The organism is Paenibacillus sp. FSL R5-0928 (genome assembly GCF_037970385.1).
Lineage (GTDB): Bacteria > Bacillota > Bacilli > Paenibacillales > Paenibacillaceae > Paenibacillus_AQ > Paenibacillus_AQ odorifer.
On the sequence record NZ_CP150225.1, the window covers coordinates 1,129,120 to 1,143,129 of the forward strand.

The 14,010-nt window shown below is 45.3% G+C and carries 10 protein-coding genes and 1 riboswitch; of the genes, 9 read left to right on the forward strand and 1 reads right to left on the reverse strand.

Translation table 11 applies throughout. The annotated features are described in order from the left end of the window. The first annotated feature begins 18 nt into the window (after window positions 1-18). The 5 genes from MKZ16_RS04840 (at window position 19) to MKZ16_RS04860 (ending at window position 5,696) form a co-directional block, all read left to right on the forward strand. Complete coding sequence (locus tag MKZ16_RS04840) at window positions 19-876, forward strand: glycosyltransferase family 2 protein (protein ID WP_038568901.1); 858 nt, start codon at window positions 19-21, stop codon at window positions 874-876. Next, window positions 863-2,050 carry a glycosyltransferase family 4 protein gene (locus MKZ16_RS04845; protein WP_036676596.1) on the forward strand — a complete coding sequence of 396 codons (1,188 nt, stop codon included), beginning with the start codon at window positions 863-865 and terminating at the stop codon, window positions 2,048-2,050. Before MKZ16_RS04840 ends, MKZ16_RS04845 begins: the two co-directional genes overlap by 14 nt. Beyond that, window positions 2,050-3,189, forward strand: a complete 1,140-nt coding sequence (locus MKZ16_RS04850) for a glycosyltransferase family 4 protein (RefSeq protein ID WP_076104221.1) — start codon at window positions 2,050-2,052, stop codon at window positions 3,187-3,189. The genes MKZ16_RS04845 and MKZ16_RS04850 overlap by 1 nt, the downstream gene beginning before the upstream one ends. A gap of 61 nt (window positions 3,190-3,250) precedes the next feature. Next, window positions 3,251-4,351 carry a glycosyltransferase gene (locus tag MKZ16_RS04855; RefSeq protein WP_036676592.1) on the forward strand — a complete coding sequence of 367 codons (1,101 nt, stop codon included), beginning with the start codon at window positions 3,251-3,253 and terminating at the stop codon, window positions 4,349-4,351. Between the two features lie 4 nt (window positions 4,352-4,355). Beyond that, entirely contained in the window at window positions 4,356-5,696 is a 1,341-nt protein-coding gene (locus MKZ16_RS04860) for a UDP-glucose/GDP-mannose dehydrogenase family protein (protein ID WP_076104222.1), read from the forward strand. Window position 5,697: 1 nt separating this feature from the next. Here the strand turns inward: MKZ16_RS04860 and MKZ16_RS04865 are convergent, their stop codons facing one another. Then, window positions 5,698-5,880: a hypothetical protein gene (locus MKZ16_RS04865; protein ID WP_339815416.1), complete on the reverse strand. Its 183-nt coding sequence runs from the start codon at window positions 5,878-5,880 to the stop codon at window positions 5,698-5,700. Between the two features lie 525 nt (window positions 5,881-6,405). Here MKZ16_RS04865 and MKZ16_RS04870 point away from each other — a divergent pair. The 4 genes from MKZ16_RS04870 to MKZ16_RS04885 all read left to right on the forward strand — a co-directional run bounded on the left by MKZ16_RS04870 (window position 6,406) and on the right by MKZ16_RS04885 (window position 13,989). After that, a complete protein-coding gene (locus MKZ16_RS04870; protein WP_076104223.1) occupies window positions 6,406-7,779 on the forward strand; it encodes a sugar phosphate nucleotidyltransferase in 1,374 nt (457 codons plus the stop codon). 136 nt (window positions 7,780-7,915) lie between these two features. Beyond that, window positions 7,916-7,995, forward strand: a riboswitch (cyclic di-GMP riboswitch). A gap of 12 nt (window positions 7,996-8,007) precedes the next feature. Continuing rightward, the gene (locus tag MKZ16_RS04875) at window positions 8,008-9,558 is read left to right on the forward strand and encodes a glycosyl hydrolase (RefSeq protein ID WP_081382474.1); all 1,551 of its coding nucleotides are present in this window, start codon (window positions 8,008-8,010) and stop codon (window positions 9,556-9,558) included. A 153-nt stretch (window positions 9,559-9,711) separates the two neighbouring features. Beyond that, window positions 9,712-11,232, forward strand: coding sequence for a glycosyl hydrolase (locus MKZ16_RS04880; protein ID WP_339815418.1), 1,521 nt, complete (start codon window positions 9,712-9,714; stop codon window positions 11,230-11,232). Window positions 11,233-11,283: 51 nt separating this feature from the next. Further along, window positions 11,284-13,989, forward strand: coding sequence for a discoidin domain-containing protein (locus MKZ16_RS04885; protein ID WP_081393346.1), 2,706 nt, complete (start codon window positions 11,284-11,286; stop codon window positions 13,987-13,989). Window positions 13,990-14,010 lie beyond the last annotated feature (21 nt).

Consider the following 14,010-nt stretch of genomic DNA (forward strand, 5'->3'; position numbering starts at 1 on the left):
ATAAAGGAGGAAACCTTCATGGATTCAGTAAAAAGCGTGGTAGGCGGCCAAGGCAATTATCCAATATCGGCTGTCATCATCGCTCAGGATGACGAAGTTCGAATATCTAAGGCCATACAATCCTGCAGGTTATTCGCCGACGAGGTGGTTGTGATTGACGGAGGCAGCAAAGACGGGACAGTACAGCTTTCTGAAAGCTTGAATTGTCGAGTATACGTCAACCCTTGGCCCGGATATGCGAAACAGAGGGAGTTCGGAGTAGAACGCGCGGTTCATGATTGGGTCTTCCTTATTGATACTGACGAAGTGGTCAGCGACGAGTTGGCCGCAAGTATTCTTGAACTGAAACCGGGGCTTATGGATCAATCGGTTGCCTATTCTATCTACCGGATCGGTGATTTTATGGGCAGATGGCTGGATCGTGGCGAATATCTAGTGCGCCTATACAACCGCAAAGCATATGGAATTCGAAATAGCTTGGTGCACGAGATGCCCGAGGTCTCAGAAGAGCGAACCATACGTTTGACAGGAACCCTCTGGCATTATGGTTACCGCAGTATTAACGATCATGTGGCACGTTTCAATAAGTATACTGACTTGGAAGCTGAAAGTGCGTATGCCAAGGGCAAACGATTTCGGGTCAGTCATCTGCTGTTAAGACCACCAGCCCGTTTCCTGCAAAAGTATTTCTTACATGGGTTGTTCAAGAAGGGAATGTCAGGCTTCGGTGTATCCGTATTCTGGGTCATGTATGAATTCATGGTCGGCTTCAAGCATTACGAATTAATTAGATCGGGAAAGCTGACTCAGCACAATGCGAAGACGAGTCAGACCGAGAAGGAGAATAAAGGAGAGAGAAGCTATGCCGTACAGTGACGGATTGAACATTATGACGACAGGCCTTAGCTGGCCGTCGCTACAGCCGGGTGGGCTTAACACGTATTTCAAATCCGTTTGCGAGCAACTCTCCTCACGTAATCGGGTGCATGCGCTGATTTGCAGTCAAGAGACGCCTGCTACCCCTGAGGAATTGATTATTCACAATGCCGGAGATCCAAAAGATGGGATCTGGAAACGTAAGGATGCTTTCCAGCGTAAGGCGGCCGATCTGATGGGAGAGGGCAGTGGCCGTATAGATATTTTATACACTCACTTTGCTCCTTATGGTATTGGTCCAGCCTTGGAAGCAAAGAAACGTGGGATTCCTGTAGTAATGACTTTTCATGGCCCATGGAATGAAGAAATGAAAATCGAAGGCCAAGGCATTAAGCACCGGGTCAAAACAACCATCGCCAAATCCATTGAACATAGAGCCTATAAGCTTGCGGATAAGTTCATCGTGCTTAGTGAGACGTTCCGCGATATTCTCCATAAGCTGCACGGAGTGCCACTACACAAAATTATTGTGATTCCAGGTGCAGCTAATGTGGAACGTTTTATCCCCGCTACGAATCGATTGGCGATTCGCCGGACCTTGAATTTACCTGAGGGAGCAACAACCGTGCTGACTGTCCGGCGTTTGGTCAATCGAATGGGACTACTCCAGCTGCTTGAAGCCTGGAAGCAAGTTGCGGAGCGTTTTCCGAATGCAATTCTGCTGATTGGTGGTAAAGGGCCGTTGCGGGGGGAACTGGAAGAAAAGATCGCCGACTATGGCTTAAGCAACAAGGTAAGACTGCTAGGCTACATTCCTGATCATGAACTAGCCTCTTATTATCAGGCAGCGGACATGTTCGTGGTTCCCTCACAGGCATTGGAGGGCTTTGGTTTGATTACCGTTGAAGCCTTATCTTCAGGATTGCCAGTGATGGCTACACCGATTGGCGGCAATAAGGAGATTTTGCAAGGCTTCCGGCCGGAATTGCTATTTAAGAGTTCAAGTAGCGACCACATGGCCGAAGGCATGATCCATATGCTTAGCAATCGAAAGCTGCTTCCGAGCCGTGATGAATGTAGAGAGCATGTACTAGAGAGATATACTTGGGAGCATGTTACGGATCAAGTAGAATCCGTGTTCCTGCAAGCTTTAGGAGAGGAGGTGACCACGTAATGCTTAGAGTGGCCTATATAGATCACACTGCTAAATGGAGTGGTGGAGAAGTTGCCCTGTTTAACATCCTTACCCATATTGGAGAACAGATCGATCCACTGGTAATCCTGGCTGAGGATGGTGCGCTGGCTGAACGGCTACGTGAAAAAGGGATGGATGTCCGTATTATTCCGCTGGATGAGAGCATCAGAAGTCGTGGTAGAAATGCAGTCAACTTGGGAGCACCTGCTGCAGCCTTCAAGCTGTTGGCTTATGGCCGCAAGCTTGCGCCGCTCTTAAAAGCGGAGAAGGTAGATTGCGTGCACACCAATTCCCTGAAATCTGCATTATACGGAGCCATCGCTGCAAAAATAGCAGGCGTTCCATTGATCTGGCATATCCGGGATCATATTGGAGCCCCTTATTTAAAGCCTATCGTTGCCAAAGGAATTCGTTTGCTGTCGCGACTGCTCCCAAATGGAGTCATCGCGAATTCACATTCTACGCTGAATGCTTTGGAGCTGCCGCGTTCCAAAAAAACGCTGGTCGTATACTCCGCTTTCGCTAAAGCGATTGGTAATGGGATCGGCATGCGGGACCAGAAGAATTTTAACGTACTGCTAGTTGGTCGATTGGCGCATTGGAAAGGTCAGCATATTGTGCTGGAAGCCGCAAAAAGCTTTAAGAACGAACCTCGTGTGAAGTTCTGGCTGGCCGGAGACGCTCTGTTTGGAGAAGAGGCTTATAAGCAGGAATTGCTGCAAAAGATAAAAAACGACGAGCTTACTAATGTAAGCATGCTAGGGCATGTGGATGATATTCAAGGCCTTATGAATACTGCTGATTTACTGATTCACACTTCGGTAACTCCTGAGCCTTTTGGCCAAGTTATCGTTGAAGGAATGGCAGCGGGATTACCGGTGATCGCCTCCAATGAAGGCGGGCCGGTAGAAATTGTAGTTCAAGGTGAGACAGGATTACTGATAGAGCCTGGTGACGCGGCGATACTGGCAGACTCCATTAAATGGATGCTGGATCACCCAGAGGAAAGACGGCGGATGGCGGACAATGGGATGAAACGAGTGAAAGAGCATTTTGTTATCGAGAATACGGTCAAGGACATCGTTGACTACTATAAAGGTTTGTTGGCGGGCACCTGACAGATGATATGACGCGGTAATTCTGAAGATGATGCTCCATAAAACTTTGAGGATGATTCACATGAAAATTGCGATAGCGCACGATTACTTAATCCAAATGGGCGGCGCGGAAAGAGTGGTGGAAGTCTTTCATCACATGTATCCCGAGGCTCCAATCTACACAACGGTTTTTAACGGAAGCCGCCTTACTGACAATCTCAAAGATGCGGATATCCGTGCCTCCTGGCTGCAAAAGATTCCGGGAGTAAAGACCAATTTTAAAGGGGTGCTGCCACTTTATCCAATGGCCATCCGTGATTTGGACTTTCGCGGTTTCGATATCGTCCTGAGTTCCAGCAGTGCTTTTATGAAAAGTATTCAGGTTCCTAAACATACGTTTCATCTTTGTTACTGCCATACGCCTATGCGCTTCGCATGGGACTATGACACCTATATGGAACGTCAGTCGAATTCCGGGCTGTTCAAGAAAATGCTTAAGGTATACATGCAGCAGCTTAAAACGTGGGACCAACGGACTTCCAAAAATGTGAATCAGTTCGTAGCCAATTCTTCAGTAGTGAAGACGAGGATTCAGAATTATTATCACCGGGATGCAGATGTCATATTTCCACCGATTAATACAGCCCGGTTTACAAGCTCTTCTACCATTGGCGACTATTATTTAATTGTCTCCCGGCTTGTTTCCTACAAGCGGATTGATCTGGCGGTAGAGGCTTTCAATCGTAACGGTCTTAAGCTTTATATCGTAGGGGATGGACCGGATCGCAAGCGCCTCGAAGGCATGGCTAAGGATAATGTATCGTTTCTGGGCCGGCTAGAAGATGAGCAAGTGACTGGAATGATGGCACAGTGTCGAGCATTTATTTTTCCAGGAGAAGAGGACTTTGGAATTACACCGCTGGAAGCGAACGCTGCAGGAAGACCGGTAATTGCTTATCAAGCAGGTGGCGCACTAGATACTATTATTCCTTATGTAAATGGTGTGTTCTTTCAGCATCAAGAAGTGGAGGATCTACTTAAGGCTATTTATGAGGTAGAGTCCTACGCTTGGGATATCGATCAAATTATGGAGCATGCACGTAAATTCGATGAGCAGGCGTTTATGGTTAAGTTCAAGCAGTATGTTGAGCAGGCGTACGTCAATTTTCTAAAAGGAGGATGATTATATGAAGCTGACAGTAATCGGTACTGGGTATGTGGGTCTTGTATCTGGCGTGTGCTTTGCACTGGGCGGACATCATGTCATCTGTGTGGATAAGGACGAGGAAAAGATTAAGAAGCTGAAACAGAAGGAATCGCCCATCTATGAGCCGGGAATCGAGGAACTGATTGAACTGAATCTTCGTGAGGAACGGTTATCTTTTTCTGCGGATCTTCAGGATTCGGTGCGCCGTTCAGATATTATCATCCTTGCTGTAGGTACGCCATCACTGCCTAATGGTGAAGCAGACTTAACCTATATTGAGGGTGCAGCCGCTGAAATCGCTAAAGCGATGGAAGGGCACAAAATTATAATGACTAAATCTACAGTTCCAGTAGGGACAAATGAGAAAATCTCCAAAATGATCTCTAGCCATACCCATCATCCTTTTGATATCGTGTCTGCACCTGAGTTTTTACGTGAAGGCTCAGCGATTCGCGATACCCTCCATCCCGACAGAATTGTCATTGGTCTTGATAATCCAGAGCTGGAACCAACTATGCGCGAGCTTCATAAGGGTTTCACAGAAAATGTATTTGTAACAGATATACGCAGTGCTGAAATGATCAAATATGCTTCGAATGCATTTTTGGCCACGAAGATTTCCTTTATTAATGAGATCGCCAATATTTGTGAAAAAGTGGGAGCTGATGTAACCGAGGTAGCACAAGGAATGGGTATGGACCAAAGAATCGGGTCATCCTTCCTGCAGGCTGGCATCGGTTATGGAGGCTCCTGTTTCCCGAAAGACACTAATGCGCTCATTCAAATTGCGGGCAACGTCGATTACGAATTCAAATTATTGAAATCTGTAGTCGAAGTGAATAAGGGACAACGCTTTATGATCATCTCCAAGCTGCATGAATCACTTGGCAGCCTGCGCGGTTCGACGATTGGGATATGGGGGCTTGCCTTTAAGCCTAATACTGATGATGTCCGCGAAGCTCCCGCCAGAGAGATTGTTGAGGCACTGGTGGCTGAGGGGGCAACAGTCAAACTATATGATCCAATCGCAGCTACAAATTTCAGGCTGCAATACGATCATCCGCAGCTTCGCTGGTGCCATCTGCCAGAGGAAGCGGCTGAGGGCAGCGATGCCGTCTGCCTCTTGACCGATTGGAGCCTGCTCAAGGAGATTGATCTGCATCAGCTGGCGAAAAGCATGCGTAATGGGGTATTGATCGATGGACGCAACGTGTATTCCAAGGAGCAAATCGAGGGTACCGGCCTCGTTTATCATTCTGTCGGCCGCCCGCAGATGGGCGGATTGAGCGGTTATTCTGCTAGTGTGGCTGGAGCGGTTTAATCTAAGTTATATTGATTGAACTTGTGATTTTTCTATTTAGGGATGAGCCGTGACTCCAGAGAATGTTTGGACTTCCAGCCGCTGTTGTCTGCAGATTTCCTGATTTTAACCGCTGATAGCGGTAGAAATCCGCAGACAAAGGTGGACCTATCGCTCCTCCAGTTCCAAAATTCTCTTCCGCCACTCCATTCCCTTAATCTTAAGTTTCTAAGCAATTTATAAAGTTAGGTACTCTGATTATATACCGCAGTAGCATTTGTAGTTGTCATTGTCATTGTCTCTGTCTCTGTGGTGGCAACTAGTCTTGTTCTTGTAGTTGCAGTTGTTCTTGCAGTTGTTCTTGCAGTTGCAGCTGCCTCCCCCGGAGCAGAAGCAAATCTTTAGAAAAACGTGCTCGCTTCCGGCTGGTACAGCCCGGTGCGCATGGATCATTGTTAAAAAGTAGTTGGTTAGGTTAAGAACGGAAAGGGAATTTGGAACTGTAGAAACGGAGTGTTCGCCTTTATCCTCGGATTTCTACCGCGAGAAGCGGTCCAATCAGGAAATCTGAGGATAACAGCGATCGGAAGTCCAAAATCCCTTGGAGTGGTTCATACCTAATAAATTTTTTAAAAAATGCATCCGCTCGAACTAAGGCTAAGCGGAAGCTATACGTTTTGATAACAATTCCATTATGCTCGATTTCCATAATTCAAGGAGGGTTCATTCTATGAAAATGGTACTTCTATCAGGCGGTTCAGGTAAACGGTTATGGCCGTTGTCTAACGACTCACGTTCAAAGCAATTTCTAAAGGTACTTGAAAGCCCTCAAGGTGAACCAGAATCCATGGTACAACGTGTCTGGAGACAGCTGGAGGAAGCAGGGATGGCAGAATCATCTTATCTAGCCACCGGCCGCGGCCAAGTAGAAATGATACAAAGCCAACTGGGAAGTCATGTGCCGATTATCGTTGAACCGGAGCGTCGGGATACTTTTCCGGCTATCGCCTTAACAGCTACCTATCTTTATTCAGTGGCAGGTGTTTCTCCAGCGGAGACGGTAGCAATATTGCCTGTTGACCCTTATGTAGAAGCATCCTTTTTCGATACCATAGCTATGCTTGAGGGGACCATGCTGGAAAGTGGAGCAAATCTGGCACTAATGGGTGTTGTTCCTGAACATGCCTCAGAGAAATACGGATATATTATTCCTACCGCTGAAGAGGCGGGGGGGAATGGTTTTATGAAGGTGAGTCACTTTCAAGAGAAACCAGACCGCATACAAGCAGAACAGCTCATCGAGCAAAATGCATTGTGGAATTGCGGAGTGTTTGCCTTCCGTTTAGGGTACTTGTTAGATATTTTGCAGCGTAAAGGGTTGCCTTTAGGATATGAAGAATTGCAGAAGCAGTATAAGCTATTGTCTTCCATCAGCTTTGATTATGAAGTGGTGGAGAAAGAAGAACATATTGTGGTGCAGCCGTATGATGGATTCTGGAAGGATCTTGGAACGTGGAATACGCTGACAGAGGAAATGAGCAGCAAGCATGTAGGAAAAGGTTTTGTGACGGCGGATTCTGAGGGGACTTGCTTGATTAATGAGCTGGACATTCCGATTACGGTAATTGGTGCGAAGGATCTGATCATTGCGGCTAGCCCGGATGGAATTCTAGTTACCCATAAAGCTGAGAGCCCACGGATTAAAGAAGTGCTGAAGACCTTTGAACAAAGACCGATGTACGAGGAACGCCGCTGGGGCCATTACAAAGTTATTGATTATGTGAAATATGATGAAGGCAATGAAGTGCTGACCAAACGGATTTTTATATCCGAGGGGAATAATATCAGCTATCAATTACATCGCAAGCGTAGTGAAATTTGGACAATCGTCAGCGGCGAAGCAAGTATTGTGCTGAATGAGAAAAAACATAATGTGAAGGCTGGGGACGTGGTACGTATACCGGAAGGAACGAAACACGCGATCCTTGCTTTGACGGATGTTGAGTTTATAGAGGTACAGACGGGGTCTGAATTAGTAGAAGAAGATAACATACGTATTACTTTAGACTGGAATGATATAGAACTACAACAATTCATTTCATAGGTCTAACCTATCTATTTAACCAATTCAAAATTTCTTGAAACAGGTAAATTGACTCAATTATCAAAAAAAGTCATAAAAACACTAAATATATCATTAATTGTCGTCGATACTTACGGTAAGAGAGATTATTTCTCTTAAATTGAAAAGGCAAACCTATCGAAAGGTAGGGACGCAAAGCTATAGGGCCTTCGAAAGAGTGGCAGCCTGGCTACCGAAAGGGAGATTATTTTGAAAGCTTACCGTACGTATCGATTGTTTGGTGCATTTCTGTCACTCGTCCTGTTTCTGACTGCACTTCCGCTTGCTGTTGGAATTTCGCCGTCTATTGTCATAGCTGCTTCAAATTCTGGAACGCCAGTTACCCCAGGTGCCTCACCTGAAGCCGTAAAGCTGCTTAACTATTTTTACTCGATCTCAGGAAAAGGCATTATTGCTGGTCAACATGACTATTTAGAAAGTCCAGATGAAATTAACAATATGCTGAAGGGAACCAGCGGACAATATGCGGCTCTTCACGGTTATGAAATGGGTGCGATCAGTGGTCAGTCCGAAGCAACGATGGCTTGGCAACGTCAAAATGTGGTGAACAGCGCCATCAACTGGAATAAAGCGGGCGGGATCGTAGCTATGACTTTTCATGCTAACCTGCCGGGCACCTCTTATGACTGGGATAATGTGAAAAAAACACTTAGCCAGAGTGAGTTCGATAGTTACGTTACACCGGGTACTAAGCAATATAATAATCTGATCGCTGAGCTTGATAAGGTGGCAGTCTCTTTAAAAAGCTTGCGTGATGCCAATGTTCCGGTGCTTTGGAGACCCTATCATGAAATGAACGGGAACTGGTTCTGGTGGGGGAAGAAAAATAACTTTTCTAAACTATGGAATATAATGTATGACCGTTTTGTTAACGTTCATAAATTAAATAATCTGTTATGGGTATGGAGTCCGAATGCTCCCAATGTTTGGTCAGATCCTTATGCGCTAACTTATCCAGGTGCTGATAAAGTAGATATTCTGGCAGCAGATATATACGAAAATGATTACCAGCAAAAATACTATGACAGCTTGTTGAGTCTAGCCGCAGGCAAACCGATTGCGATCGGGGAGAATGGTGAAATGCCTAATCTGGAGAAGCTTCAGCAATCGCAAAGTAAATGGACGTATATGATGAGCTGGGGAAAAATGCTTTACGAAAATAACAGTGCAGACACAATCAAAACATTTATGAATAGCAACTACACCCTGACCAGAGATAAATTAAATACTGGTCTGGCACCGACACCTAGCGCCGCACCAGCGCCGGCACCTTCCGAAGAAGAGGGGGAGGCAGCAATTCCTCTCGCGAAGGGGCTTGCAGGAGAGTATTACAACAACATGTTGTTGTCGGGAGCGGCAACTCTTAACAGAACTGATGCAATAATCGATTTCAATTGGCGGCAAGGATCGCCGGATGCCGCCCTCGGGATTGATCGTTTCTCCATACGTTGGAGCGGTAAAATTAAGCCGTTATATAATGAGCAATATACATTTTACACTACCTCAGATGATGGTATCCGTGTCTGGGTGAATGGGGAATCCGTGATTGATAGTTGGACTAAGCAAAGTGGTACTGAGCGTAAGGGCACTATAACGCTGAAGGCTGGTCGGCTATACGATATCAAGGTGGAGTATTACGAGAATGAAGGCGATGCGAGAGTCCGCTTGATGTGGGAAAGTGCTAGTCAAGCTAAAGAGACAGTTCCAGCAAGTGCACTTTTTCTTCCGGATGTCTCCTGATTGATGAAAATTAAAGGTCGATCCTTAGTGGCTCTGCGTTATTGCAGAGCTACTAAGCTATAGTCCTCATTAGGTCAGAAGACGATTGTCCGATAACAGGTATGTTTATTTAGCACCTGTAGAGGCAGTACAGCTACCGAAAGGAGGATTTATTTGCGTAAATATTATAAGAAAAACAGATTGTTGTTTACTATGTTACCGGTGTTTATTATTTTTTCCTTGCTGCCTTGGGGAGAGGTTAAGAGTCTTCCGAAGGCTATGAGTGTTTCTTCCTCTTTACCTCCGGTTATACCCAGTAATCCATCGGCTTCTGAAGAGGCTAAGCAACTGCTGAGTAATTTGGTGAATCTACGTGGCAAAGGGATTTTGTCCGGCCAGCATGATTATCTAGAAAGCCCAGATGAACTGGTTCATAAGCTGAAGAATACTTCGGGACAAAATGCCGTTCTACATGGTTATGAATTAGGGGCGATTAATAATCAATCCGAAGGGACGATCGCAGAACAGCGGCAAGCAGTGATAGACAGTGCAATTGAATGGCATCACGAGGGTGGCATTGTAGCCATGACATTCCATCAGAGTTTGCCGGGAACATCTCCAGAATGGTCCAATGTAAACAGAAGTCTCAGTCAAGAGAAATTTAATGCTTATGTTACACCTGGGACAGCTCAGTATAAGAGGCTAATCTCAGATCTAGACGAGGTTGCTGGATATTTGGGACAATTGCGTGATGCCGGAGTTCCGGTCTTATGGCGACCTTACCATGAAATGAATGGCGGTTGGTTTTGGTGGGGGAAAAAGGAAAATTTTTCAGAGCTTTGGAGTATTGTCTATGATCGTTTTGTAAACACACACAAGCTAAATAATCTACTGTGGGTATGGAATCCGAATGCGCCGAATGAATGGTCAGATCCTTATGCTGCATATTATCCCGGTGGGGATAAACTCGATGTTCTGGCTGCGGATATCTACAATAACGATTATAAGCAGTCCTACTATGAGGATCTGCTCGCATTGGCCGAGGGTAAACCTATCGGAATCGGGGAGAGCGGACAGCTGCCGAACCCGGATGTATTAACTGAGAAACAAAATAAATGGGTCTATATGATGACCTGGGGAAAATTACTGACAGAAAATAATACGCTACAGTCAATTAAAAGCTTTATGAAAGACTCGTTTATAGTATCGAGAGAGGACTATGTTCTCACAACAGGAGGTCCTTCGATAGCACCCGTAACTCCGGTAACCCTAACGGGTTTAACTGGAGAATACTATAACAATACTGATTTAGAGGGAGAAGCGGTACTTATCCGCGATGACCGTAAGATTGATTTTAATTGGCATGGTGCGTCACCTGCCTCAGGGATAAATGAAGATCACTTTTCTGTACGCTGGAAAGGGAAGCTCAAACCCAAATTCAGTGAGAAATATACAATTTCAGCATCCTCTGATGATGGAGTCCATGTCTGGATTGACGGAAAGCTGATCATCGACAATTGGAAAAATCAAAGTGCAACCCTTCATAAAGGAAGTATCCCGCTCACAGCTGGAACGCTTTATGATATCCAAATTGAATATTATGAAAATGAAGGAGATGCCAATCTTCGTTTGCTATGGGAGAGTTCCAGCCAGAAGCAGCAGGTAATTCCACAAGGGGCATTGTTCCTTCCTTAATCTAATGAAATGATAGGGTAAGACATTCCGGAAGAAAGAGAGGACCTATGGATGGGAATAACGAGGAGAATATCTAATAGAAAAAATAAGATATCTGCAAACAAACCATTACTGTTATTACTAAAATTCGCCGCATTAACCGTCTTGTTTCTGTTGTCTGTCTCTGTCTTCGGAACGAATAGGACAAACGATTATAAGGTAGGTGCCAATATACCGAGACTATCTGCAGGAACTGATGCTGCAGCAGAAATACCGGATGGTACTGTGATCTGGAATCTGGGACAACATGATGGCTCAGCAGCTGAATTCGCTGCGAGTGGCACTTCTGGCAGCAAGAAGGACTTTAATGTTCCTTCTTCGGTGCTCAAATCATCGGCTCTGCAGAGCTTGCCTGCAGGCTTGAATGGAAAGACCCAGCCGGAATTAACGATCACATATCAGCTAAATAAGATCCCGGAGAATGGGGTCTTATTTAGCGTAGGTATTCTGGATGCGTATAAATCCGTGCCGCAAATGAGTGTGTTCTCCAATCATCAATTGTCGGGGATCATTCAAATTGCAGGCGTTGCTGGCACAGAAAGTGAATATAGCTTTCAAAAGACCTATGAATTATATATTCCCAAGGAGCAATTGAAGATAGGAACGAACGAATTGAAGCTGCAAACGGTTCGCTGTTTATATTGCAGTGACAAAGAAGACGAATATTCCTGGTGGACTTGGGATAATCTCCGTTTAGAGTCTCTTAACGCTCCAATTTCTGAGCCTATCCATGGCAGCTACACATTGACCGGAACAGTAGTGAATAATAAGCAATTTTATTTCGATGAAGGTGCAGTTACGCACTTGCCTTATGTTATCAAATGGCTAGGTATGGCTTATAGCGGCAATGTGATGCGAACCAGCTGTGCCAGCGATGTTGGGCGGTCCTGCTCGGATATGATGGAATATTACAAGGTGTTGCAGGATTACAACATGCAGGCGGTTGCTCTGTATTTGCATACTGGTGATATTAAGCTTAAGGCAGACGGATCGTTGCCCGCTGATGCAGAGAAAAAGCTGACGGATTATTTTGAGCAATATAGCCCCTATTTTCAATATTATGAGGTAGATAATGAGCCAGGATTATTCAATCGTTCTAAGGCAGTTAACTTGGCGATTGCGGACTGGCTAAATAAAAAGGGCAAGCAAATCGCGCCCCATTTACAAACTGTTGCTCCGGGCTGGGCGTATTGGCCGAGTTACAGTGAGGATTCCTGCGGTAATCAGAAGGGAACTGGGAAGGAATGTGGAGATCCGGATGGCTGGGAACGTGATCCAGAGCAACGTATGGAGCTGGAGAAGGTTACGGATTTGACCAATGGACATTCCTACGGGGACTCTTATATTTTTAGTAATGGAGGAAGCTTTACTGAGAATTTGAAGACCTTCACTGGCGCAGAAAATGGACTCGGCAAAAAAATGCTGACCACTGAATTTGGTACCTCGGACAGTCATGTGGATGCCTATCAATACGGGGCAACGGAGCGGACAGCGGCTGTATTCGACCGGATCATGCGTGCACATATTGGTTATGCGGATATGTTTGTGCAGCATGCTGCTTTTTTTAAGGATTTCAGTTTATTCAAATACGGGTTTAATTTAGAAGAGCATGATCCGGCGACCACAGAGATTTATTATACAAAAGAAAATGAGGATTCACGTGTCAGCATCATGAGAAGGCTCAGTCTTGCCTATGCTACGCATGGAGCTCCATTAACTTATCAAGTTGCCAACAAAGATGTGTTAGCCGACAAGCTGGTATATGTTCGGGCCGTGGATACTTCTACATTGAAGCCTCTTGCGGGAAGCGGAGCGACCTCAAATAAGGTGCTGGTTAATTTCGTTAACTTTGAGTCTACTCCACAAACTGTGAGTGTAAATGTGACTATGCCGAAAAACGGGGTGTATGAAGGGGAACGTTTTGGAAACGGGGATACGTATGAGAAAGCAAGAAGCTATGTAACAGGTAAAAAGGCTACTCCCACGTTAACTTTTACGGAGACACTTGCTCCAGGAGAGGCTGTGCAGTATATTTTGCAGCCTTCCTCTGAAGTAAAGCCGTCGGCCCCTAAAGGATTCAAAGCCGCAGCAACAAAAGGTTTAGCTGTAAAATTAAATTGGTTGGAGGCACCGGGAGCAAGCTACGAGCTGCTTCGTGCTGAAGGTAGCGGGGGGGAAATGAAGGTGGTAGCCACCGATGTGAAGCTTACAGAATACACGGATCATAATTTACGTGAAGGGACGTTATATACCTACGCGGTAAGGGTATCAGGTTCAAATCTACTTTCCGACAAAATTCAGATTACAGCCACCGGCCTGGTTCCTCTGGATCGGACAAAGTGGAAGGTAACCTCAAATGTGAATACGGTGGCATCAGCTCCAAGTCTGGCCATCGATGGGGATCGGCGCACGCGCTGGGATACGGGGAAACATCAGGTTTCTGGAGAGTATTTTCAGATTGATCTGGGTGAAGCACATGAAATTGAAAGAATAGATTTGGACAGCACGTTATCACCATTTGATTATCCAAGAGACTATGTAGTTTATATTTCTGACGATGCTCAAAACTGGAAAAAACTCACGTCTGGTAAAGGTACGAAAGAGCTTACTAAGATATCCGTTTCTAAAGTGAAGACGAGGTATGTAAAAATTGTACAGACCGGAGCGGGCGGGAATTATTGGTCTATTCAAGAGCTACAGGTGTACTCCAGAGAATAAGCAATCCTTTGAATTTATATA